The 21,129-nt window shown below is 70.9% G+C and carries 22 protein-coding genes; 15 read left to right on the top strand and 7 right to left on the bottom strand.

Going from position 1 to position 21,129, the window contains the following annotated elements; all coding sequences use genetic code 11:
- Window positions 1-159 precede the first annotated feature (159 nt).
- Window positions 160-747 carry a TetR/AcrR family transcriptional regulator gene (locus ACYVLJ_RS10020; RefSeq protein ID WP_460438415.1) on the top strand — a complete coding sequence of 196 codons (588 nt, stop codon included), beginning with the start codon at window positions 160-162 and terminating at the stop codon, window positions 745-747.
- Window positions 744-1,655: an SDR family NAD(P)-dependent oxidoreductase gene (locus ACYVLJ_RS10025; protein ID WP_460438416.1), complete on the top strand. Its 912-nt coding sequence runs from the start codon at window positions 744-746 to the stop codon at window positions 1,653-1,655. Before ACYVLJ_RS10020 ends, ACYVLJ_RS10025 begins: the two co-directional genes overlap by 4 nt.
- Here ACYVLJ_RS10025 and ACYVLJ_RS10030 read toward each other — a convergent pair.
- Window positions 1,652-2,308, bottom strand: coding sequence for a response regulator (locus ACYVLJ_RS10030; RefSeq protein ID WP_451970552.1), 657 nt, complete (start codon window positions 2,306-2,308; stop codon window positions 1,652-1,654). The genes ACYVLJ_RS10025 and ACYVLJ_RS10030 overlap by 4 nt on opposite strands.
- Window positions 2,305-3,471, bottom strand: coding sequence for a sensor histidine kinase (locus ACYVLJ_RS10035; RefSeq protein ID WP_451971961.1), 1,167 nt, complete (start codon window positions 3,469-3,471; stop codon window positions 2,305-2,307). Before ACYVLJ_RS10035 ends, ACYVLJ_RS10030 begins: the two co-directional genes overlap by 4 nt.
- A 191-nt stretch (window positions 3,472-3,662) precedes the next feature.
- Between ACYVLJ_RS10035 and ACYVLJ_RS10040 the strand changes: the two genes are divergently transcribed.
- The 11 genes from ACYVLJ_RS10040 (at window position 3,663) to ACYVLJ_RS10090 (ending at window position 15,553) form a co-directional block, all read left to right on the top strand.
- A complete protein-coding gene (locus ACYVLJ_RS10040) occupies window positions 3,663-5,180 on the top strand; it encodes a dynamin family protein (protein WP_460438630.1) in 1,518 nt (505 codons plus the stop codon).
- 58 nt (window positions 5,181-5,238) lie between these two features.
- On the top strand, window positions 5,239-5,886 hold the full coding sequence (locus ACYVLJ_RS10045) for a hypothetical protein (protein WP_460438417.1): 648 nt from the start codon (window positions 5,239-5,241) through the stop codon (window positions 5,884-5,886).
- 66 nt (window positions 5,887-5,952) lie between these two features.
- The gene (locus tag ACYVLJ_RS10050) at window positions 5,953-6,432 is read left to right on the top strand and encodes a nucleotide exchange factor GrpE (RefSeq protein WP_451970548.1); all 480 of its coding nucleotides are present in this window, start codon (window positions 5,953-5,955) and stop codon (window positions 6,430-6,432) included.
- On the top strand, window positions 6,429-8,267 hold the full coding sequence (locus ACYVLJ_RS10055; RefSeq protein WP_460438418.1) for a dynamin family protein: 1,839 nt from the start codon (window positions 6,429-6,431) through the stop codon (window positions 8,265-8,267). The genes ACYVLJ_RS10050 and ACYVLJ_RS10055 overlap by 4 nt, the downstream gene beginning before the upstream one ends.
- 104 nt (window positions 8,268-8,371) lie before the next feature.
- Window positions 8,372-9,079 (top strand): hypothetical protein, encoded by a 708-nt coding sequence (locus ACYVLJ_RS10060; protein WP_451970542.1) that lies wholly within the window; start codon window positions 8,372-8,374, stop codon window positions 9,077-9,079.
- A gap of 350 nt (window positions 9,080-9,429) precedes the next feature.
- Window positions 9,430-11,250, top strand: coding sequence for a phosphoenolpyruvate carboxykinase (GTP) (locus ACYVLJ_RS10065; protein WP_451970539.1), 1,821 nt, complete (start codon window positions 9,430-9,432; stop codon window positions 11,248-11,250).
- Between the two features lie 80 nt (window positions 11,251-11,330).
- Window positions 11,331-12,173, top strand: coding sequence for a TIGR03621 family F420-dependent LLM class oxidoreductase (locus ACYVLJ_RS10070; RefSeq protein WP_451970536.1), 843 nt, complete (start codon window positions 11,331-11,333; stop codon window positions 12,171-12,173).
- Window positions 12,174-12,186: 13 nt separating this feature from the next.
- Entirely contained in the window at window positions 12,187-13,068 is an 882-nt protein-coding gene (locus ACYVLJ_RS10075) for an LLM class F420-dependent oxidoreductase (protein ID WP_460438419.1), read from the top strand.
- Window positions 13,065-13,670, top strand: coding sequence for an ABC transporter ATP-binding protein (locus tag ACYVLJ_RS10080; protein WP_451970531.1), 606 nt, complete (start codon window positions 13,065-13,067; stop codon window positions 13,668-13,670). The genes ACYVLJ_RS10075 and ACYVLJ_RS10080 overlap by 4 nt, the downstream gene beginning before the upstream one ends.
- Entirely contained in the window at window positions 13,664-14,944 is a 1,281-nt protein-coding gene (locus ACYVLJ_RS10085) for a hypothetical protein (protein ID WP_460438420.1), read from the top strand. The genes ACYVLJ_RS10080 and ACYVLJ_RS10085 overlap by 7 nt, the downstream gene beginning before the upstream one ends.
- A 30-nt stretch (window positions 14,945-14,974) precedes the next feature.
- Window positions 14,975-15,553 (top strand): EndoU domain-containing protein, encoded by a 579-nt coding sequence (locus ACYVLJ_RS10090; protein WP_451970525.1) that lies wholly within the window; start codon window positions 14,975-14,977, stop codon window positions 15,551-15,553.
- Here ACYVLJ_RS10090 and ACYVLJ_RS10095 read toward each other — a convergent pair.
- The 4 genes from ACYVLJ_RS10095 to ACYVLJ_RS10110 form a co-directional block, all read right to left on the bottom strand.
- A complete protein-coding gene (locus ACYVLJ_RS10095; protein ID WP_460438421.1) occupies window positions 15,550-15,699 on the bottom strand; it encodes a GNAT family N-acetyltransferase in 150 nt (49 codons plus the stop codon). The genes ACYVLJ_RS10090 and ACYVLJ_RS10095 overlap by 4 nt on opposite strands.
- On the bottom strand, window positions 15,696-16,376 hold the full coding sequence (locus tag ACYVLJ_RS10100) for a GNAT family N-acetyltransferase (protein ID WP_460438422.1): 681 nt from the start codon (window positions 16,374-16,376) through the stop codon (window positions 15,696-15,698). The genes ACYVLJ_RS10095 and ACYVLJ_RS10100 overlap by 4 nt, the downstream gene beginning before the upstream one ends.
- A 5-nt stretch (window positions 16,377-16,381) precedes the next feature.
- Window positions 16,382-16,654, bottom strand: a complete 273-nt coding sequence (locus ACYVLJ_RS10105) for a helix-turn-helix domain-containing protein (protein WP_451970518.1) — start codon at window positions 16,652-16,654, stop codon at window positions 16,382-16,384.
- A 113-nt stretch (window positions 16,655-16,767) separates the two neighbouring features.
- Complete coding sequence (locus ACYVLJ_RS10110) at window positions 16,768-18,387, bottom strand: alpha/beta hydrolase (RefSeq protein WP_451970515.1); 1,620 nt, start codon at window positions 18,385-18,387, stop codon at window positions 16,768-16,770.
- 189 nt (window positions 18,388-18,576) lie between these two features.
- Between ACYVLJ_RS10110 and ACYVLJ_RS10115 the strand changes: the two genes are divergently transcribed.
- Together ACYVLJ_RS10115 and mctP are read left to right on the top strand one after the other, a co-directional pair.
- Window positions 18,577-18,855: a DUF3311 domain-containing protein gene (locus ACYVLJ_RS10115; RefSeq protein WP_451970512.1), complete on the top strand. Its 279-nt coding sequence runs from the start codon at window positions 18,577-18,579 to the stop codon at window positions 18,853-18,855.
- Entirely contained in the window at window positions 18,852-20,507 is a 1,656-nt protein-coding gene (gene mctP / locus ACYVLJ_RS10120) for a monocarboxylate uptake permease MctP (protein ID WP_451970509.1), read from the top strand. The genes ACYVLJ_RS10115 and mctP overlap by 4 nt, the downstream gene beginning before the upstream one ends.
- Here mctP and ACYVLJ_RS10125 read toward each other — a convergent pair.
- Entirely contained in the window at window positions 20,504-21,106 is a 603-nt protein-coding gene (locus tag ACYVLJ_RS10125) for a hypothetical protein (RefSeq protein ID WP_451971955.1), read from the bottom strand. The genes mctP and ACYVLJ_RS10125 overlap by 4 nt on opposite strands.
- Between the last annotated feature and the right edge of the window lie 23 nt (window positions 21,107-21,129).

The following is a 21,129-nucleotide window of genomic DNA, read 5'->3' on the forward strand; positions in this document are numbered from 1 at the left end:
TCGTCGCGGGTCGGGGCCGGTTCGCGCGTCACCCTGGAGGCCGAACCGTTCCCCCTACCTGAGTAGTACCTTGCTGGCTTTTCGGCCGAGGCGCGATCCGTGATGACCCTGAGCCGACCCTGATTCGCCATCATTAATGAACTGTGGTTCAATAATGACGTGGCCCGGCCGAGGAGCATCACCGACGAGCGGCTGCTGGGTGCGGCGGAGACCGTGATCGGCCGCTGCGGCCCCGGTTTCACGCTCGCGCAGGTCGCCGCGGAGGCGGGTGTCTCGGTCGGCACGGTGGCGCAGCGGTTCGGCTCCAAGAGCGGCCTGCTGCAGGCGATGAGCCGGCGGGCCACGCGGCGGGCGGTCGAGCAGATGCGGGAGTGCGCCGAGCGGGTGGACGACCCGGTCGACGGCCTGCGCGAAGCGGCCGTGGCGGTCTACGCGGTGCTCGGGGACGCCGAAGAAGCGGCGAACCACCTGGGCCAGCTCGGCGTGGACATCGGCGACCCGGTGCTGCGGTCGCTGCTGGGCGAGCACTTCACGGCGGTGGAAGCGGAGCTGCGACGGCTGGTGCGGGCGGCGGCTCCGGCGCTGCCGCGCGCGCCGAGCGCGCCGCGGGCCGCGCGGGCGGTGCTCGGGGTCATCAACGGGGTGTCGATCGACTGGTCGATCCGGCCGCACGGGCGGCTGGCCGACCGGCTGGCGGAAGACGTCGACGCGGTGCTCTCCGCGTGGCGGGGACGGGAGGACGCATGAGCTTGCAGGGCAAGGTGGCCGTGGTCACGGGGGCGACCCGGGGCTGCGGCCGGGCGATCGCGGTGGAGCTGGGCCGCGCGGGCGCGACGGTGTACGTCACCGGCCGCACCACGCGCGAAACGGCGTCACCGCTGAAGCGCCCGGAAACGATCGAAGAGACGGGCGAGCTCGTGGAGGCGGCCGGCGGGCGCGCGGTGGTCGTCCGCTGCGACTTCACCTCGGTGTCCGATGTGGACGCGCTGAAGGCGCGCATCGAGTCCGAAGTGGACGGAATCGACATCCTGGTCGACGACGTCTGGGGCGGCGACATGTACTTCCACTTCGACGCGCCGTTCTGGGAGACGCCGCTGGAGGACGCACTCAGCCTGACGCACAACGCGCTCGACACCCACCTGATCGCGTTGCACAAGCTGCTGCCGCTGGTCGTCGCGCGCCGCGGGCTCGTGCTGGAGGTGACCGACGGCGACAACGACGACTACGTCGGCGCCGGCCTCCCCTACTACCTGGCGAAGTGCGGCATCCGCGCGCTCGGCCGGGCGCTGGGCGTGGAGCTGAAGAAGAACGACTGCGTCGGCCTCGCGGTGACCCCGGGCTTCCTGCGCTCGGAGTCGATGCTGGACCACTTCGAGGTCACCGAGGACAACTGGCGGGACGCGGTCGGCAAGCTCGCCCCGGTCGACTTCAAGATCTCCGAGACGCCGTACCTGCTGGCCCGCGGTGTCGCGGCCCTGGCGCAGGACCCGGACGTCGCCCGCTTCGCGGGCCAAACCCTGGCGTCCTGGACGCTGATGAAGGAGTACGGCTACACCGACGTCGACGGCGACCGCCCGGACTTCGGCCGCTGGCTCACCGAAGTCCGCCACGCGGGCAAGGACCCGGTGACCACCCCACCGGACGACTTCCGCTAGGCGAGGCCGGGCCGGGCGAGGCCGGTTTCGTAGGCCAGCACCACGGCCTGCACCCGGTCCCGCAGGTCCAGCTTCGCCAGGATCCGCCCGACGTGCGTCTTCACCGTCGCTTCCGAGAGGAACAACGTCTCGGCGATCTCCAGGTTCGACAGGCCCTTGGCGATCAGCACGAGCACCTCGCGCTCGCGGTCGGTGAGCACGTCGAGCTCCGCGGTGTCCCGCATCGGTGCGCCGCCGGCGCCGACGAAGCGGTCGAGCAGCCGGCGGGTCACCGACGGCGAGACCACCGCGTCGCCCGAGGCGACCGCCCGCAGCGCCGACACCAGGTGGTCGGGCTGGGTGTCCTTGAGCAGGAACCCGCTGGCCCCGCCCTGCAGTGCCGAGTAGACGTACTCGTCGAGGTCGAACGTCGTCATCACCAGCACGCGCGCGGTGCCGGCGGCGACGATCCGCTTGGTCGCCTCCACCCCGTCGAGCACCGGCATCCGGACGTCCATCAGGACGACGTCGGGCCGCAGCCGCGAAGCCAGCTCGATCGCCTGCGCGCCGTCGCCCGCCTCGCCGACGACGTCGATGTCGGCCTGCGCGCCCAGCACCATCCGGAACCCGACGCGCATCAGTTCCTGGTCGTCGACGACCACGACACGGATCACTTGTCCAACCTAACCGGCAGCTCCGCGCGGACCTGCCACCCACCACCCGGAGCGGGGCCCACGTCGAGCGTCCCGCCGTACACGTGCGCGCGTTCGCGCATGCCGATCAGGCCGTTGCCGCCCGGCAGCCGCCGAGCGGCACCGGCCAGCTGCGGGACGCGGCCCGCGCCGTCGTCGGACACGACCACCTCCACCAGGTCGCCGGTGCGGTGCACGCGCACCGCCGCGGTCGCGCCGCGCCCGGCGTGCTTGAGCGTGTTGGTCAGCGACTCCTGGACGATCCGGTAGATCCCCAGCGACACACCGGCGGGCAGGTCGCCGAGGTCGTCGGTCTCCAGCTCCACCGGCACGCCGGCGGTGCGCATCCGCTCGGCCAGCTCGGCGAGCGCGTGCGCGTCCGGCTGCGGGACGCGCGGCTCGCCGTCGGCGTCGTCGCTGCGGAGCACGTCGAGCAGGCGCCGCAGTTCGCCGAGCGCGCCGCGGCCGGTCTCGGAAATCGTTTGCAGGGCCCGCTGCGCGAGCTCGGGGTTGCTCTCGATCGCGTAGGACGCGCCGTCGGCCTGCACCACCATGACGCTCACCGCGTGCGCGACGACGTCGTGCAGTTCGCGCGCGATCCGGCCGCGCTCCTCGGCCACCGCGATCCGGGTGGCCTGGTCCCGTTCGGTCTCGAGCAGGTGCAACCTGGCCTCCACTTCCACGTCGTAGGCGCGCCGGGCGCCGACGAACTCGCCGAGCGTCCAGCACAGCGCGATGCCGAACGCGAGGAACACGATCGCGATGACGAGCTCGTCGTCCGGCGGGGCCAGCGCCAGCTGCACGGCCGACGAGAGGATGACCGCGCCGACGAACACGAGCCCCTGGCGGCGGCCGGCGTAGACCACGACCGAGTAGAGGCTCATCGCGAGCCCGGCGGCGCTGCCGATGCCCAGCATCAGCGTCGCGTGCACGATGCTGACCACGAGCACGACGTAGGCCGACCACAGCGGCGACTTCCGCCGGAACACCAGCGGCGCCACCATCGCGATGTTGATCGGCACGGCGACGTACCAGGGCGGCAGCTCGGGCAGCTCGGCGAACTGGTCGGCGACGAACAACAGCATGTCGATCAGCCCGAGCAGGACGGCGAGCACCGTGTCGCCCGCCATGGGGTGGGCACGCATCCAGAGGCTCAGCCGTCGCACCAGACAACACTAGGTCCCGGGCCCGGGACCGCGCGTCGGTCGCCGGTAGCACCTTCGGTGCGACCTCGGGATGAGCACCATGGCACGATTCACGGGGTTGTCCGTTCGACCGGGGAGGGCTGGGGGCCGTGACGTCACCGGAGCAGGGCCGGCTCGCGGGTCCGCTGTCGATGTCGGTGGCCAACCTGTGTCACCGCCTGCAGTCGCAGGTTTCCGCGCGCACCGCGGCCGGCTTCGCGGAGGTGCTGCGCCGGCTCGGCGCGCCGCTGCAGGTGGCCGTCGCCGGGCGGATCAAGTCGGGCAAGTCGACGCTGGTCAACGCGCTGATCGGGCGCCGGGTCGCGCCGACCGACATCGGTGAGTGCACGCGGTTGGTGACCCGCTTCCAGTACGGCACGGTCGACCGCGTCGAGATCGTCTTCACCGACGGCCGCAAGCAGGTGCTGCCCTTCGCCTCCGACGGCATGATCCCGGCCGAGCTGGGCGTCGACATCGACAGGGTGTCGCACATCGAGGCGTACCTGACGAACGCCGTCCTGCAGGGCATGACGGTGATCGACACCCCCGGCCTGGGGTCGCTCGACGCCGCCTCGGTGTCGCGGACCGAGCAGCTGCTGGGCGCCGCGAAGCACCGCAAGGACGAAGAAGAGGAAGAGGGCTCCGACGAGCTCGACGACACCTCGCGCAACGCCGTCGCCGGTGCCGAAGCCGTGCTCTACGTCGTCACGCAGGGCGTGCGCGCCGACGACCAGCAGGCCCTCGCCGCGTTCACCGCGGCCACCGCGAGCCGCGAGGCCGGCCCGGTCAACGCCATCGCCGTGCTCAACAAGGCCGACACGATCGCGCCCGAGTCGGTCGACGGCTCCGGCGGAGACGTCTGGAAGGCCGCGACGATCCTGTCGGAGAAGCAGGCGAGCACGCTGAAGCCGCGCGTCGCCGACGTGCTGCCGGTGATCGGGCTGATCGCCGAGTCCGCCGAGTCCGGCGGGTTCACCTCCGCCGACGCCGAGGCGCTGCGGCAGCTCGCCGAGCTCGACGACGACGTCCTGCAGACCATGCTGATGTCGGCCGACATCTTCACCAGCTGGGAGTGCGACGTCCCGGCGGGCACCCGGCTGCGGCTGCTGGAGAAGCTGGACCTCTTCGGCATCTCGCACGCCGTCGAGGCCATCCGCAAGGAACCGGAGATCACGGCGGGCGCCCTGCGGCGCTCGCTGCTCGACGCGTCCGGGCTGGAAGCGGTGCGGCAGCGGCTGTCGATCGTCTTCGCCGCCCGCGCCGACGGCATCAAGGCGGCGGCCGCGCTCGCCTCGGTCACCGCGCTCGCGCACGCCTCGGGCGACCCGGCCGAACGCCAGCGCGTGCACGACGCCATCGAGGTGCTGCTCGCCAAGCCCGAGGCCCACCAGCTGCGGCTGCTCGAGGCACTGACCCTGGTCGCCTCCGGTGCGGTCGACATGCCGGAGGACCTGTCGGAGGAGGTGCTGCGGGTCGGCAGCAACGCCGACATCGGCGCCCAGCTCGGCAAGCCCGGCGCCGCCCGGCCGGAGCTGGCGGCGCACGCGCTCGAACGCGCGGGCTGGTGGCGGTCCTTCGCGTCCTTCGGCGCGACGCCGGCGCAGAGCCGCGTCGCACACGTCGTGCACCGCGCGTACTTCTTGATCTGGCAACAGGTTCGCGAAGCCTGAGTTGTTTCTGCTTGCCGACTTTGCCTGGTCGGGGCCGTTTCCCGCGTACTGTGGGAATGTGCGCCTAGAACACACGACATCCTGGCGAGCGGGCTGGAGCAGCGAGAACGAGATCGACGTCGCGCTGTACATCCGTGACGCCCTGGCCCTGTCCGTTTCCGAAGGACAGGTGCTGCCGCCGGTGGAGCCGCAGGTCCCGGTGCACGTCCCGCCGGAGATCGACCGCGCGGCCGTCCAGGCGCAGTGGGCCGACTGGTGGGTCGACCTGCTCGCGTTCCTCCGCAACCGGGAAGACCCGGACCCCCGCAGCCCGCGCGCCCGCTTCGGCAGGCCCGCGCTCGCGCAGGGGTCGGCGATGCGGCAGGCGGTCGACTTCTTCGGCCCGGCCGCGGCCCGCCACTTCGCCAACGCGCGCGGGCCCGCCCTGCGCGGCGCGGGCGAGCCGGCGAACGGCACGCCGTGGGCGCCCGGCTTCTACCGGCGTCAGATCGTGGCCGGCGAGCGGCTCGGCCAGCTCGTTCGGGAGGCCGAGGTGCGGCTGGGCCGGCGGGCGTACCCGTTCCGCCTGAACGTCATCGAGATCTCCGTCGCCGGGCCGATCTGGCTGCGCACGGCGGAGGACCAGCTGCTCGTCTCGTCCCGGCTGGCCGAGGACGGCCCCGGCCTCGAAGCCGTGCTCCGCGAGGTGATCGACCAGCTCGTCTGAGCCCCCGGATGGCGGCCGGGCCGGCCAGACTGGTGGAATCTGGCGGAACCGGACGGGGTGGTGCGCATGGCGTGGTTTCGCAGGGACGGATCCGTCGAGCCCGACGACGCCCCGACCGGCCAGATCGCGGCCGTGAGCATCGCCGCGATCATCGAAGAGGCCGACGCCGAAAAGGGAACCGAAGCCGGAACCCCCGCGTCGGACACGGATGTGCACCCCCTGCAGCAGGTAGCCACGTCGGAGCTGGATCGTGCGCTGGCCGACCGCCAGGCGTTGATCCAGATGTGCTTGTACGCGCTGGACCGCGCCCGCAGCGGCGGCGTCGTCGAGCGCCTGGAGGAAGGGCTCGCCGCGGTCGGCGTCCAGGCCCTGCGGCCCGACGGCGAGCGGTTCGACCCGGCCCGTCACGAGGCGGGCGGCGCCGTCCCCACCGACGACCCGGCGCTCGACGGGATCGTGGCCGAAACCGAGGTCACCGGGTTCGCCGACCACGACCGCCTGCTGCGCGCCCCGGTCGTCACCGTCTACGCGAAGAAGAGCTCGTGAGCGCTCCGACGGCGCCGAGCCTGCCCGCGCAGGTCCAGACGGCGCGAGACCAGCTGCTGACCGTCGTCCGGGACGCCGACCCGGACGCCGCGAAGTGGGTCGACGAGGTCCGCAGGGCCCGGCCGAAGAAGCCGTCGGTCGTGGTCGTCGGCGAGACGAACCGCGGCAAGAGCTCGCTGGTCAACGCCCTGCTCGCGGCGCCGGGACTGTCCCCGGTGGACGCCGACGTCGCCACCGCGACCTACCTGGTGTTCGACCACGCCGGCGCGTGGGGCGCGCAGGCCTGCTACCCCGGCCAGCTCGCGCCGGTGCCGATCGACCTCGGCCAGCTGATCAACTGGGTGTCCGCCGCGCACGAGCTGCCGCCGGGCCAGCTCCCGCCGCGGTACGTCGAAGTCACCGGGCCGGTACCGCTGCTCGAACGGCTTTCCCTGGTCGACACCCCGGGGGTCGGCGGGCTCGACTCGATGCACGGCGAGCTGGCCAAGGAAGCCGCCGCGGGCGCGACCGCGCTGCTGTTCGTCGTCGACGCCTCGGCGCCGTTCACCTCGACCGAGCTGCAGTTCCTGCGCGACGTCGGCGAGCGCGTCGAGACCGTGGTGTTCGCGCTGACCAAGGTCGACATGTTCCGCGGCTGGCGCGAGGTCATGGAGGCCGACCGGCAGCTGCTGCGCGACCACGCGCCCCGCTTCGCCGACGCGGTCTTCCACCCGGTGTCGGCGCGGCTGTTCGAGACCGCGGCCAAGGCGCCCAACGAGCAGATGGCGGCGATGCTGCGGGAGAAGTCCGGCGTCGCCGCGGTGCAGACGGCGTTGCAGGAGCTGCTCGTCGGCCGTTCGGCGATGCTCGGCGAGGCGAACACCCTGCGTGCGCTGTCGAGCGCGCTGGGGGAAATCAAGGCGAAGCTGCAGGCCGAGAGCCGGGCGTTGTCCGCGGGTGAGGCCGAGGCCGAGCAGCTGCGTGAACGCCGTGACCAGCTGCAGGCCGAGCGCCGGACGTCGACCCGCGGCTGGCAGCTCAAGCTGCGCGGCGAGGTGCAGCGCACGCGCGTCGAGGTCGGGCACGAGAGCGCCCGGCAGATGCGGGACGCGCAGACCCACTTCCGCCAGCTGATCGACGCGGCCAAGCGCGACGAGCTGGCCGCGCTCCCCCAGCAGGTCGACATCGCGTTGCAGACGACGTCGCAGCGGATCTCGATGCTGCTCTCGCAACGCCTCAACCAGGTCACGAACGTCTCGCTGGCGGAGCTGTTCTCGCCCGAAGAGCTTGACGTCATCCGCGCGCAGTTCGCCCGGGCCGGCGGCCCGCCGGTGGTGCTGCGCCCGCCGGACAAGAAGCCGCCGACGGCCGAGGACAAGCTGCTCGTCTTCATGGGCATCTCGGGCGGCGTCGGCGCCGGCAAGGTCGCCGCGCTGCCGCTGGCCGGCGTCGCGATCCTCAACCCGGTCGTGCTGCCCGCGACGATCATCATCGGCCTCGGCGCCGGCTGGTGGATGGCCCGCACGCGCAAGCACGCGGCGGACAAGCAGCACATGAAGCAGTGGCTGGTCGAAGCCATCGCGGACGCCCGTGCGACGCTCGACCAGCTCGTCGCCGAGCAGCTCATCGAAGCCGAGCAGCAGCTGTCGATGGCGCTCGACGAGGCGCTGGGCCGGCGCATCGACGCGATCGAGGCCGAGCTGAAGGAAGTCGACAAGACGATCAAGATGGGTGCCCAGGAACGCGCCAAGAAGATCGCGATCGTCTCGAAGCGGCTCAAAGAGGTTTCCGAGGGTCGTGACCGGGCGGAAGCCTTCCTGACGCGGATCCGGGCACTGCGGGACAAGGCGGCCTGACCGCCCGTCCGGTTGTGGAGCGGAACCGAACCGGCATACGGTGAGTCATACCCTCGGACAGCAGGTCAGAGACGGCGTTACCCGGTACAAAAGGGGGAAGTCCCATGTGGGTCGACGAGAGTGGCGGCAGCGACACCGACGCCTCCAGCCCGGACGCGATGACCGTCCACGTCGACGGTCAGGAGTACCAGGCCGAGGTCAACTACGACCTGAACCACGACGGCGTCAACGACACCGCGATCGTCGAGCACGACGACGGCACGTCCCAGGCCTTCATCGACACGAACCACGACGGCGAGGCCGACCAGTACGCCGTGCTGGACTCGAGCGGGCACGTCGTCGAGCAGGCCGTCTACGACGAGGCCAGCGGCGAGTGGATCCAGTCCTCGGGCGGCGGCCACGACGACTCCGGCACCGGCCACGACGACAGCTCCGGCGGCCACATCCACGCGGACATGCCCGACGGCGAGGTCGACGCGGGCGTCGCGACGATCGACACCGACCACGACGGCCACAACGACACCGCCATCGTCGAGACGAAGAGCGGCGGCACCATCGCCTTCACCGACAAGGACGGCGACGGCGAGGCCGACATCGCGGTGCAGACCGAATCGGACGGCACGACCACCACGTTCGAGCACACCGGACCCGGCCAGTGGACCGAGGTCTCCAGTGGACTGGTGGACCCGGGTGGCGAGCAGCAACTCGGCGACCCGGCCGACGACGCCGCGTGGGGCGCGGCCGGCACGCAGACCCTCGAGGGCGTCGCGCGCATCGATTCCGGCACCGGGCAGTGGATCTCGCCCAACTGAAACGTAACCCAGGTCACAGTTTGAAAGCCCGGTGCGCGAGCGCCGGGCTTTCTTCATGTCGAAAATGAAAACGACCAGGTCACAGGCGTGACAGCGGTCACCGGAAGATTTTCAGCGAATACACCGATCCGGTGACGTCTGAATCGATTCCCTTATCGTTCTTGTGAGAGAACCTACACGTCAGCTCTCGGTTACTTGCCGGTCATGCGGCTACTCTCGGGGAATCCCAAAACACGCACACCGGTTCGCCAGCCGGTGTGCGAAGCCATTCGTCGTCGGCAATGAGGCCCGCGCCGGAACAGCGTCGTTCCCGGTGTGGGCTCTTTTGTCGTCGGAAGTCAGGAGTAGAGATGACCGCAGTCGCCATCCCCGGACTGGACACCGCGCCGACGACGCACACTGGCGTGCTGTCCTTCGTCCGGGAGGTCGCCGAGCTGACCACCCCGGACCGTGTGGTGTGGGTCGACGGGTCAGACGAAGAGGCCGCCCGGATCAACCAGGAACTGGTCGAGGCCGGGACGTTCGTGCAGCTCAAGTCCAAGCCCAACTCCTTCTGGGCCACTTCCGACCCCAACGACGTCGCCCGCGTCGAGGACCGCACCTTCATCTGTTCGGAGCGTCCCGAGGACGCCGGCCCGACCAACAACTGGATGGACCCGGCCGAGATGAAGGCCACCATGACCGAGCTCTACCGGGGCTCGATGCGTGGCCGCACGATGTACGTCATCCCGTTCTGCATGGGCCCGCTCGGCGACGAGAACCCCAAGCTGGGTATCGAAATCACCGATTTCGCGTACGTCGTCGCGTCGATGCGCGTGATGACCCGCGCCGGCCAGGCCGCGCTCGACAAGTTCGTCGCGCCGGACGGCACCGAGCGTGAATTCGTGCCCGCGCTGCACTCCGTGGGCGCGCCGCTCGAACCGGGCGAGAAGGACGTTTCCTGGCCCTGCAACACGACGAAGTACATTTCGCACTTCCCCGAGGAGCGCGCGATCTGGAGCTACGGCTCGGGTTACGGCGGAAACTCCTTGCTGGGCAAGAAGTGCTACTCGCTGCGCATCGCCTCGGTGATGGCCCGCGACGAGGGCTGGCTGGCCGAGCACATGCTGATCCTCAAGTTGATCTCGCCCGAGGACAAGGTCCACTACGTCGCGGCCGCGTTCCCGAGCGCCTGCGGCAAGACCAACCTCGCGATGCTGCAGCCGACCATCCCGGGCTGGCGCGCCGAGACCCTCGGCGACGACATCGCGTGGATGCGCTTCGGCGAGGACGGCCGCCTGTACGCGGTCAACCCCGAGTTCGGCTTCTTCGGCGTCGCGCCGGGCACCGACTGGCACACCAACCCGAACGCCATGCGCACGATCGAGAAGGGCAACACGGTCTTCACGAACGTCGCCCTGACCGACGACGGCGACATCTGGTGGGAGGGCATGGAGAACAAGCCCGCCCACGCGACGTCGTGGAAGGGCGAGGACTGGACGCCGGAGTCGGGCGAGAAGGCCGCGCACCCGAACTCGCGCTACTGCACGCCGATGTCGCAGTGCCCGATCCTCGCCGACGAGTGGGACGACCCGAAGGGCGTGCCGATCTCGGCGATCCTGTTCGGCGGCCGCCGCAAGACCACGGTGCCGCTGGTGAACGAGGCCCGCGACTGGCAGCACGGCGTGTTCATGGGCGCCACCATGTCGTCGGAGACCACGGCGGCGGCGGCCGGCGCGGTCGGCAACGTGCGCCGCGACCCGATGGCGATGCTGCCGTTCCTCGGCTACCACGCCGGTGACTACTTCAAGCACTGGCTGAACCTGGGCAAGAACGCCGACGCGAACAAGCTCCCGAAGATCTTCTACGTCAACTGGTTCCGCCGCGGCGACGACGGCCGGTTCCTGTGGCCGGGCTTCGGCGAGAACTCGCGCGTGCTCAAGTGGGTCATCGAGCGGGTCGAGGGCCGCGGCAACGCCGTCGAGACGCCGATCGGCTACGTGCCGCGCGCCGAGGACATGGACACCGAGGGCCTCACCGAGCCGATCGAGGACATCCAGGCCGCCCTCGACGTCAAGCCGGAGGAGTGGCGCGAGGAGCTGCCGCTGATCCAGGAGTGGTTCGAGAAGATCGGCGAGGTCCCCACCTCGCTGCGTGACGAGCTCGACGCGCTGGCCCAGCGCCTCGGCTGAACACCCTGAGCAGAGGGGGACGGCTCCCGGCCGCATCCGGGAGCCGTCCCCTTCTCCCTTGCCGGGGGTACCTTCGCGGCATGAGACCGTTCCGGTTCGGCGTGGCGTTGGTGGTGCCCGGCTCCCGGGCCGAGTGGGTGGCCAAGTGCCGGCAGGCCGAGGACCTCGGCTACGACGTCGTCGGGGTGGTCGACCACCTCGGGCGGGTCGCGCCGGTGCCGGCCCTGCTGCTCGCCGCCGAGGCCACCGAGCGGGTCCGGCTGAACACCTACGTGCTCAACGCGAGCTTCCACAACCCGGTGCTGCTGGCCCGCGACGTCACCGGGCTCGACGAGTTCACCGGCGGCCGCATCGAGGTCGGCATCGGCGCGGGGTACGTCCGCGCGGAGTTCGAGGCGGCCGGGATCGAGTGGGGCACGCCGGGGCAGCGGTTCGACCGGCTCGTCCGCGCGGTCACCGAGATCGAGCGCGCCTACGAAGGCCGGCCCCGGCCGCCGCTGCTGCTCGGCGGGCGCGGCGACCGCATGCTGGCCTTCGCCGCCGAGCACGCCGACACCATCGCCTTCACCGGCACCGCGCCCGGCGCGGCCGAGGGCCGGCTGGCCCTGGCCGGCCCGGACGCGATCGCCGAGCGCGTCGGCTTCGTGAAACGAGCGCTCGGCGAGCGCGACGCCGAGCTCAACCTGCTGATCCACTTCGTCCGGATCACCGACGGCCGGCGCGTGGCGCTCGAAGCCGCGCACCGGCTGGTCCCGCACCTCGGCGTCGACGAGCTCGGTGAGCTGCCCACCGTCGTCGTCGGCTCGGCGGAAGCGGCGGCCGAGCAGCTGCTGCGCACGCGGGAAACCCTGGGGGTCAGCTACTTCACCGTGGTCGAAGAGGACCTGACCAGGCTCGCGCCGGTGATCGAAAAGCTCCGCTGAGTATGTTGTCGGTATGACTGGGGATTTCCGCTTCGGCGTCAACATGGTCGTGCCGGACAGCCGCGCCGCGTGGGCGGAGAAGTGCCGCAAGGTCGAGGACCTCGGCTACGACGTGCTGTCGGTCGCCGACCACCTCGGCATGGCCACGCCGTTCCCCGCGCTGGTGCTCGCGGGCGAAGTCACCTCGCGCGTCAAGCTGAACACCTTCGTGCTCAACGCGCCCTTCTACAACCCCGTGCTGCTGGCCCGCGACGTCACGGGCACGGACCAGTTCACCGACGGACGCCTGGAGCTCGGGCTCGGCGCCGGGTACGTCAAGGCGGAGTTCGAGGCGGCCGGGATGCCGTTCCCGTCCGCCCGCGAGCGCGTCGACCACCTCGAAAAGACGATCCTCGAACTGAAGCGCCTCTACGCCGACCCGGAGCACAAGCCCGCGCCGGTCCGCCCCGAAGGCCCGCCGCTGCTGCTCGGCGGGCGCGGTGACCGCGTGCTGGGGCTGGCCGTCGAGCACGCCGACATCATCGGTTTCACCGGCACCGCGAAGACCCCCGACGGCGCGCCCATCGCCGCGGCCCCGCCCGAGGACGTCGACGAGCGCGTGGCGTTCGTCCGGGCGAAGCTCGGCGAGCGCGAGTCCGAAGTGGAGTTCAACCTGCTCTGCCAGTTCGTGAAGGTCACGAACAACCGCGCGGCCGGCTTGGCCGAGCTTTCGCAGCTCGTCGGCGGCGGCCTGAGCCCCGAGCAGATCGGCGAGCTGCCGATCGCCCTCGTCGGCACGCCGGCGCAGATCGCGGACCAGCTGCGCGGCCACCGCGAGCGGTTCGGCTTCACCTACTTCACCATCCTCGAGATGTTCCTCGACGAGTTCGCGCCGGTCCTCGAGCACCTCCGATGATCGACGCGCGGGGCATCGGGGTCCGGGCCGGCGAACTGTGGCTGTTCGACGACCTGGACTTCTCGGTCGACCCCGGCGAGTGCGCCGCGATCGTCGGGCCGAACGGCGTCGGCAAGTCGACTTTGATGCGCTGCTTCTACGGCATGCAGAAGCCCCAGCACGGCCGTGTGCTCGTGGACGGCGACGTGCCGGACGAGCGGGACGTCGAGTTCCGCCGCAAGGTGTCCGTGCTGTTCGACGACTCCGACTTCTTCGCCGAGCTGACCCCGCTGCAGCACCTGGAACTGCTGTCCGGCTCGTTCGGCGCCGACCTCGGCGACCACGAGGAGCTGCTGCGCGACGCCGGCCTCGGCGAACGCATGCGCGTCACGGCCGGGCACTTCTCGGCGGGCCAGCGCCGCCGGCTGCTCCTGCTCGGCGTCACCGCGCGCCCGCACCGCGTGCTGCTGCTCGACGAGCCGGAGCGCGCCCTCGACGTCGCGGGCAAGGACTGGCTGGTCGAGGTGATCGCCCGGTCGACGGCGGCCGGCGCGGCGGTCGTGGTGGCCACGCACCACCCGCCGCTGCTCGAAGCCGCGGACAGCGTGCTCGAACTGTGGTGACGCTCGCGCCGCGCCGGATGCGGATCCCGGGCCGCAAGCGGTTCGGCGGGATCTTCAGCGGCGACACCGCGACGTTCGTCTTCCTGTTCGGTTTCGGGTTCCTGTTCACCGCGTTCTTCCACGTCGACGCCTGGCGCAAGGCGGTCTACGGCTCGGCGGTCGTGGACTTCCCGGCCGTGCTCGGGGTGCTGACGCTCTGCTGCGCGGTGGCCTGGCGCGGTCTGCTGCGCCGCGGGTTCGCCTGGGTCGAGCCGGCGGAGCTGACCTGGCTCGACTTCGCGCCGGTCGACCGCGGCCGCGTCGTCACGCTGCGGCTGCTCGGCGCCTGGACCGGCGTCGTGGCGGTGACCGGCTACCTGGCCGCGCTGATGCTCGCCGTCGGCGGGGCCGGGCTCGACCTGTGGCGGGCGGGCATCGCGGTCGTCGTCGCGACCGGCGTGGTCGCGTTCACCTCGGCGCGCCGGACGTCGCTGTGGTTCGACGCGCTCGGCCCGCTGGCGCTGGCGGTCTTCGGGCTGGCGGTCGCCGCGTTCGGCCTCGGCCCGCTGACCGTGCAATGCGTCGCGGCGGGGGTGCTGGTCGCGGCGCTGCCGCTGGCGTTCGGCGGTGAGCCGGTGGCGCGCGCGGGCCGGTCCGCGCTGCTCGCCGGCTGGGACGGCCGGGTGCTGCGCTCGGTCGCCGTCACGTTCCTCGACCCGATGATGCTGCTGCCGCCGTCCGCGCCGATCGGCCGGATTTCGCTGACGCGCCCGGCACCGTTGCGGCTGGCCTGGGCGGGCACGCTCGGCCGCTCGCGGTACGCGGGCGCGGCGGCGCTGGTCGCCTTCGCGGTCGTCGTCGCGCACATAGCGTTGCCGACGATGCCGGGCGCGGTCCTGGCCGGCCTCGGCGGGTACGTCGCGCTGACGCCGTACGGCGCCGGGCTCGGCGAGCTGTGGCGCAACCCGGGCCGTCGCCGCTGGCTGGGGTCGTCGAACCGCGAACTGGTGCTGGCGCACGGCGTGGTCCTCGCCGCGGCCGGGCTCGCGTGGGCGGCGCTGCTCGCCGTCGTCACCCTGGCGGCCGGGACGGCGTTCACCGCGGGCGCCTGGCTCGCCGTGCCGCTCGCGGTGCTTTCGATCCTGCGCACGGTCACGCGCACCGCCGTCGACTACGCGAACCCGGGCTTCGTCGACACCCCGGTCGGGCCGATGCCCGCCAACCTCACCCGGCAGCTCTTCCGGGGTCTCGACCTCTTGGTCATCGGGATCGTGGTGCTCTCGGCCGCCGTTTGACCTACGCTCGGTACGACGAAGGGAGCAGCCGTGGGCGGCGGACACGCACCGGGTGTCGGGCGGAGGGCGACCAGCGAGTTCCCGCGCGGCTGGACCGACGAGCACATCATCTCCGTGGTCAAGGACGTCGCCAACGACCCGAGCGAAGCGCGGCGGCAGCAGCTGAACGGCCGCTGGCGGTGCGCCGGCGAGCGGTTCAACGTGCACCTGATCGTGCTGGTCGAGGACAACGGCCACGTGCACACGGCGTACCCGGTGGCGGGCCCGGGCGTCATCCGCAACCCCGACGCGGCGCGCGACCCGGCGAACCCGACGGTCGCCGACCTCAAGGAGAACCGGATCAGCTTCTTCGCCGACAACGTCCTGACGATGCTCGGCGACCGCCTCTCCCCGGAGGACTACACGCACTACCGCACGCTGCTGTGGTCGGGCGAGTGGGAGGAGCTGGCCGACGTCCTGGCCGCGCACGCGGTCAAGGTGGACCTCGCGCTCTCGGCCGACGAGCTCTCCGACTTCGAGAAGCTGCTGAACAGCTACGACCTGCCGGTGGCGGGCTGCGCGTTCCTCAACGACCGCGACCACATCCTGCGGCAGCTGCGCGGGCTCTAGCGGAAGTCGTACCCGGTGAAACCGGCGACCGGGAGGTAGCCGATGCGCCGGTACAGCGCGTTGCTGGTGACGTTGGCGGGGTCGGTGTAGAGCACCACGTCCGTCGCGCCCGCGGCCAGCGCGGCCCGGCTCACCGCGACCGTCACGGCGCCCGCATAACCACGTCCGCGGAAGCGGGCCGGGGTGTAGACGGGATCGATCCGGACCATGCCCGCCAGCATCGGGGCGAGCCCGCCATGGCGACGGGCGTTCCGGCGTCCCAGAACGTGAAGTGCTTGCCGGCGAAGTTCGAGGCGGCCCACGCGCGTTCGTCCGCGAGCGGTGCCTGGCCGACCGCGATGGCGAACTCGCTGCACCAGCGGATCACCTCCGCCCGGTCGGGCGCTTCCCGTGGGTGGCCTTCGGGTTCCGGCTCCGGCGGGGTGAGCGAGCCGAGCCGGTGGAGCCGGACTCGCACGCCGGCCACCGGCACCGCTGCGCTGCGCTGTTGCCACGCCTCGGCGAATGCAGCCGCGGACTCGTCTTCGGCGGTCACGCCGCTCAGGGAAACGCCGAGGTCGGCCAGCTGCGAGGCCAGGGCACCGGCCTGCTCGGGCGAGACCGCGGTGAGGAGCAGGCGTTGCGACGGGCGGCGGTAGAAGACGGCCCTGACCTCACCCTCCTGCTCAAGGTGGCCGAAGAGGGTGCCCTTCTCCTCCTGCGTCCGCAGCTTCTCGAGCCGGGTCAGCTGCGAAGTGTGCAGCGCGGGGCGGGAGCGCAGGAACTCCCCAGTCCGGGCGAGGAAGCCGTCGATGTCCTCGGTGAGGTGCCAGCGCGCGTCCAAGAGACCTAGCTCGCTTGGGAAAGCGGTGGTGACGCAGCAGGTGCGACGGCCGCGCGCAGCTCGTCGAGCGGCAGGCCCACCGCGTCCGCGATGGCCGTGACCGTGAAGAACGCCGGGGTCGGGATGCGGCCGGTCTCGATCTTCCGGAGCGTCTCCACCGAGATCCCGGCCTCTACGGCGACGTCGACCATGCTCCGGCCGGCGCGTGCCGTCCGCAGCGCCTGGCCGAGGCGTTCGCCCCGTTCGCGCTCTTCGTCCGTCAGCGGTACACGCACCATGGCGCCAATACTAATACCAGAGTTGTCCACAGGTCGTGGACAACTCTGTGCACAGGTGTGGAAAAGGCCCCGCCGAACCGGAGTTCGGCGGGGCCCCACCACATCTAGTGCCCTCAGGCGCCCGGAGGCACCGGAAGTGGCATGCCGGGCAGGCTCTGGTCGTTCGGCACGACGCCGTCGACCAGGTAGGCCTCCACGACCTTGTCCACACCCGCGTTGCCGCCCGCGTAGATGCCGTGGTCACCCTCGCCGGTGATCGTCAGCATCCGCGAGTTGTCGAACGCCTTGTGCGCGCGGCGCGCGCCCTCGATCGGCGTCGCCGGGTCGTGCTCCGACTCGACGATCAGCACCGGCGGGACACCCTTGCCGTTCAGCACGGGCAGCGGGGCCGGGGTGTTCTTCCAGAACAGGCACGGCTGGATGAACCAGCCCGCGCCGAGCAGGGGCAGCTGCTGGTCGATCAGCTTCTGCGACTGCTTGATGGCGCTCTGGGTCGAGCCGGTCCACGGACCCTCGTTGCACGGGATGGTCCAGAACGACGCGTCGTAGGAGTCACCGTCGGTCGGCACCATCAGCGGCTGCGCGCCGGGCGTCACGGTGCTCTTGTCGGCGACCTTGACCTTCTGCGCGGCCGACGTCTTGGCCTGGGCCGACGCGCCACCCTGGGTCAGGGTGCGGACGCTGACCAGGTAGTCGGCCAGCCCCGGGAAGGCGCGCTTCGAGTAGATCTGCGACGCGATGAAGGAGTCCAGGCCGTTGGCCGACACGCTCGAGCCGTCGGGCAGGGTGACCGCGCCCTGGGTCAGGGCGTAGCGGACCTGCTCGTAGGTCTGGCGGGCCGCCTCGCCGGTGGTGCCGAAGTGGTAGAGCTTGTCGTACTTCGCCACCCACGGGAGGAAGTCCTGGCGGAAGCGGCGCTCGAAGCCGAGCGGCTGCCAGTCGAAGGACTTTTGCCAGGTCGTCGTGAACTCCGTCGAGGAGTCGAGCACGAACCGGCCGGTGCGCGTCGGGTAGGCCTGCGCGTAGTGCGCGCCCATCCAGGTGCCCGCCGAGTAGCCGACCCAGTTGATCTTGTCGCGGCCGAGCAGCACGCGCAGCAGGTCGATGTCCTTGACCGTCTGGTCGGTGTTGATCAGCGGGCCCAGCTCGCCGGACTTCTGCTGGCAGGACAGCGCCGCGTACTTCGTCGCCTGGAGGATCAGGTTCAGGTTCTGCTTGCTGCGGTCACGCGGGTCCAGGTCCGAGCCGGTGCCGATGGCGCCACCGCACGTGATGTTCGTGCTCTTGCCGGTGCCGCGCGGGTCGAACCCGACGATCTCCTGGTGCTCGCGCAGCTTCGGCTGGTTGCGCAGGCGGGCCGGGAAGTTGCGCCCGGGCGCCCCCGGGCCGCCCGGGTTGGTGACGACGCTGGCCGTCGCGTCCTTGGTCGCTTTCAGCCGGCTGACCGCGATGGTCAGGTCGATCTGCGCGTTGGCCTGGTACCAGTTGCGCGGCGTCTTGTAGGTCGCGCACTCCATGTCCTCGGCACCCGCGGGCGGGGCGGTCGGCAGCTCGGAGGGGACGGCGCACTTGTGCCAGTCCAGCTTCTGGTTCGCGTACTGGGCCGGGATGTTCGTGGAGTTCAGCGGCTGCTTGCCGGCCGCTGAATCCTGGCCCGCGAACGCGGGGGTGAACCCGGCCAGCAGGGTGCCGGCGATCGCCGGGATCACCACCGCGTAGCGGAGTCGTGTCATTCGGTTGCCCCTTTTGGGTCTTTCGCCAGTGGAGTCGGGCTATTCCTATAGGGCCGCTCAGAGCACGGCAACCGACGTTGGTCGGCAACGCGGACCGTGGCGATCAAATCGATACCGGACAGACGTGACTCCCTGTCACCCAGGTTCTAAGGTCAGGCGGTCGGTTACGGGAGTGTTAGGTGAGGTCCGATGTCGACTGCGAAGCACGACGGGAAGGCGAGCGGGTCGCGGTTCAACCCGTGGCACCTGCTCCTGATCGTTCCGCTGCTGGTCCTGGTCACGCCACTGTTCAACATGGACGGTCCCCGGCTGTTCGGGATGCCGTTCTTCTACTGGTTCCAGTTCCTGATGGTCGCGGTCGGGGTGCTCAGCACCTGGGTCGTGTACCTGATGACGCGGGACAAGCCCGCCGCTGAGGGCCCGGACAACCTGAGCGTCGACGACCTGGACGAGGGGGACGCTCGATGAGCAACCTGCAGTGGCCCGAGCTGATCATCTTCACCGTGCTGTTCGCGCTGGTGACGGTGCTCGGTTTCATGGCGTCGCGCTGGAAGGCCGGGGGCACGCTGGACCACCTGGACGAGTGGGGCCTCGGCGGCCGCAGGTTCGGCTCGTGGATCACGTGGTTCCTGCTCGGCGGCGACCTCTACACCGCCTACACGTTCGTCGCGGTGCCCGCGCTGGTGTTCAGCGCCGGCGCGCTCGGCCTGTACGCGCTGCCGTACACGATCGTCGTCTACCCGATCGTGCTGCTCCCGGCGCTGCGGATGTGGTCGGTCTCGCGCGCACGCGGCTACGTCACCCCGGCCGACTTCGTGCGCGGGCGCTTCGGTTCGCCGACGCTGGCGCTGCTCGTCGCGATCACCGGCATCGTCGCGACCATGCCGTACATCGCGCTGCAGCTGGTGGGCCTCGAGGCCGTGCTGCGGACGATGGGCATCAACGGCTCGGGCATCGTCGGGCACCTGCCGCTGCTGGTCGCGTTCGTGATCCTGGCGTTCTACACCTACCAGTCCGGCCTGCGGGCGCCCGCGCTGATCGCGTTCGTCAAGGACATCCTGATCTACATCGTCATCATCGTGGCGATCATCTACCTGCCCTCGAAGCTGGGCGGCTGGTCGCACATCTTCGACACGGCGGCGAAGAAGCTCGGCACCCCGAGCCCGGCCACCGGCAAGCCGGCCGGGTCGATCCTGCTCACGGCCAACAACCAGCTGCAATACGCGACGCTGGCGCTGGGTTCGGCGCTCGCGCTGTTCCTCTACCCGCACTCGCTGACCAGCGTGCTGGCCTCGCGCGGGCGCAACGTCATCAAGCGCAACATGGTCGCGCTGCCGGCGTACTCCCTGGTGCTGGGCCTGCTGGCGCTGCTCGGGTACGTCGCGATCACGGCGGGCGTCAAGCCGCTGACGAACGCGGCCACCGGCAAGGCGGACGGCAACACGATCGTCCCGGTGCTGTTCGACAACCAGTTCTCGTCGTGGTTCGCCGGCATCGCGTTCGCCGCGATCGGCATCGGCGCCCTGGTGCCGGCCGCGATCATGTCGATCGCCGCGGCCAACCTGTGGACCCGCAACATCTACAAGGAGTACATCCGCAAGAACGCGACACCGCAGGAAGAAGCGAAGCAGGCGAAGCTGGCTTCGCTGGTCGTGAAGCTGGGCGCGGTGGCCGTGATCATCCTGATCGACCCGCAGTTCTCGATCGACCTCCAGCTCATCGGCGGCGTGCTGATCCTGCAGACGCTGCCGGCCGTGGCTTTGGCGCTGTACACGCGCTGGTTCCACCGCTGGGGCCTGATCGCGGGCTGGGTCGTCGGCATCGGCTGGGGCCTGATCATGCTGTACGGCATCCCCAACCCGGCCAACGGCAAGCAGCACTTCGGCGGTTCGGCGCTGGCCCTGGGCAACATGTCGATCTTCGGCTGGCACCCGTTCTCGGGCTCCCAGGTCCAGATCTACGTGGGCTTCGTGGCCCTGGTCGCGAACCTGGTGGTCGCGGTGGTCTTCACGGTCATCGCGCGTCAGCTGAAGGTGTTCAACGGCACCGACGACACGAACCCCGAGGACTACCAGGCCGACGAGCACGACAAGGACCTGCGCCCCATCGGTGTCCACTAAGGACGGTTTCGGAGCAGCACCGTCCGCGAGACGAGGTAGAGCACCACGCCGTTGAGCAGGTGCCAGAGGAAGTGCGTGCCGACCGGGACGTAGTCGCACACGTCCCGGTCGAGCGTGCGCAGGCTCAGGGAGAGCGCGAAAATCGCGCCCGCGACGGCGAAGTGCGTCCAATAGGCGTCGCGCGAAAAGGCGAGTAGTGCGGCGATGGCGAACAGCCCGACCAACGCGGACAGGTAGAGCCCGCCGCCCAGCAAGGCCGTGACGACGGTCAGCGCGAGGAACGCGGGCGCGGCGAGCCACGCCCATCGCCAGGCGAGGTACCCGCGCGCGAACACCACGACGTAGACCAGCACGAAAACGAGGATGCTCCCCGAATCCGCGGCCCCGGCCCACCGCGTCGCGACCAGGTGGAAGACCGTGCTGGCGAGGAAAACCAGCCCGATCAGCACGGCCAGCAGCCGCCCGGTCCGGTTCCCCGCGGCCAGCCGCCAGACGAGCAGCGCGGCGACGAGGAAGGCGAGGTTGCTGAGACTGTTGAGCGGCTCACCCCAGAGCCCGGGCCCGACGCGTTCGCAGTACCCGTCGACGTAGTCCGTCACGAGCACAGCCAACCACGACTAGC

Source organism: Amycolatopsis stemonae (genome assembly GCF_054781455.1).

Excerpts from the sequence above, each read along its gene's own strand:
- ACYVLJ_RS10065 (WP_451970539.1), top strand. The coding sequence starts at position 9,430 with ATGACCGCAGTCGCCATCCCCGGACTGGACACCGCGCCGACGACGCAC.
- mctP (WP_451970509.1), top strand. The coding sequence starts at position 18,852 with ATGAGCAACCTGCAGTGGCCCGAGCTGATCATCTTCACCGTGCTGTTC.
- ACYVLJ_RS10115 (WP_451970512.1), top strand. The coding sequence starts at position 18,577 with ATGTCGACTGCGAAGCACGACGGGAAGGCGAGCGGGTCGCGGTTCAAC.
- ACYVLJ_RS10035 (WP_451971961.1), bottom strand. The coding sequence starts at position 3,471 with ATGCGTGCCCACCCCATGGCGGGCGACACGGTGCTCGCCGTCCTGCTC.
- ACYVLJ_RS10025 (WP_460438416.1), top strand. The coding sequence starts at position 744 with ATGAGCTTGCAGGGCAAGGTGGCCGTGGTCACGGGGGCGACCCGGGGC.
- ACYVLJ_RS10110 (WP_451970515.1), bottom strand. The coding sequence starts at position 18,387 with ATGACACGACTCCGCTACGCGGTGGTGATCCCGGCGATCGCCGGCACC.
- ACYVLJ_RS10060 (WP_451970542.1), top strand. The coding sequence starts at position 8,372 with ATGTGGGTCGACGAGAGTGGCGGCAGCGACACCGACGCCTCCAGCCCG.
- ACYVLJ_RS10080 (WP_451970531.1), top strand. The coding sequence starts at position 13,065 with ATGATCGACGCGCGGGGCATCGGGGTCCGGGCCGGCGAACTGTGGCTG.
- ACYVLJ_RS10105 (WP_451970518.1), bottom strand. The coding sequence starts at position 16,654 with ATGGTGCGTGTACCGCTGACGGACGAAGAGCGCGAACGGGGCGAACGC.
- ACYVLJ_RS10070 (WP_451970536.1), top strand. The coding sequence starts at position 11,331 with ATGAGACCGTTCCGGTTCGGCGTGGCGTTGGTGGTGCCCGGCTCCCGG.
- ACYVLJ_RS10075 (WP_460438419.1), top strand. The coding sequence starts at position 12,187 with ATGACTGGGGATTTCCGCTTCGGCGTCAACATGGTCGTGCCGGACAGC.
- ACYVLJ_RS10040 (WP_460438630.1), top strand. The coding sequence starts at position 3,663 with ATGTCGGTGGCCAACCTGTGTCACCGCCTGCAGTCGCAGGTTTCCGCG.
- ACYVLJ_RS10050 (WP_451970548.1), top strand. The coding sequence starts at position 5,953 with ATGGCGTGGTTTCGCAGGGACGGATCCGTCGAGCCCGACGACGCCCCG.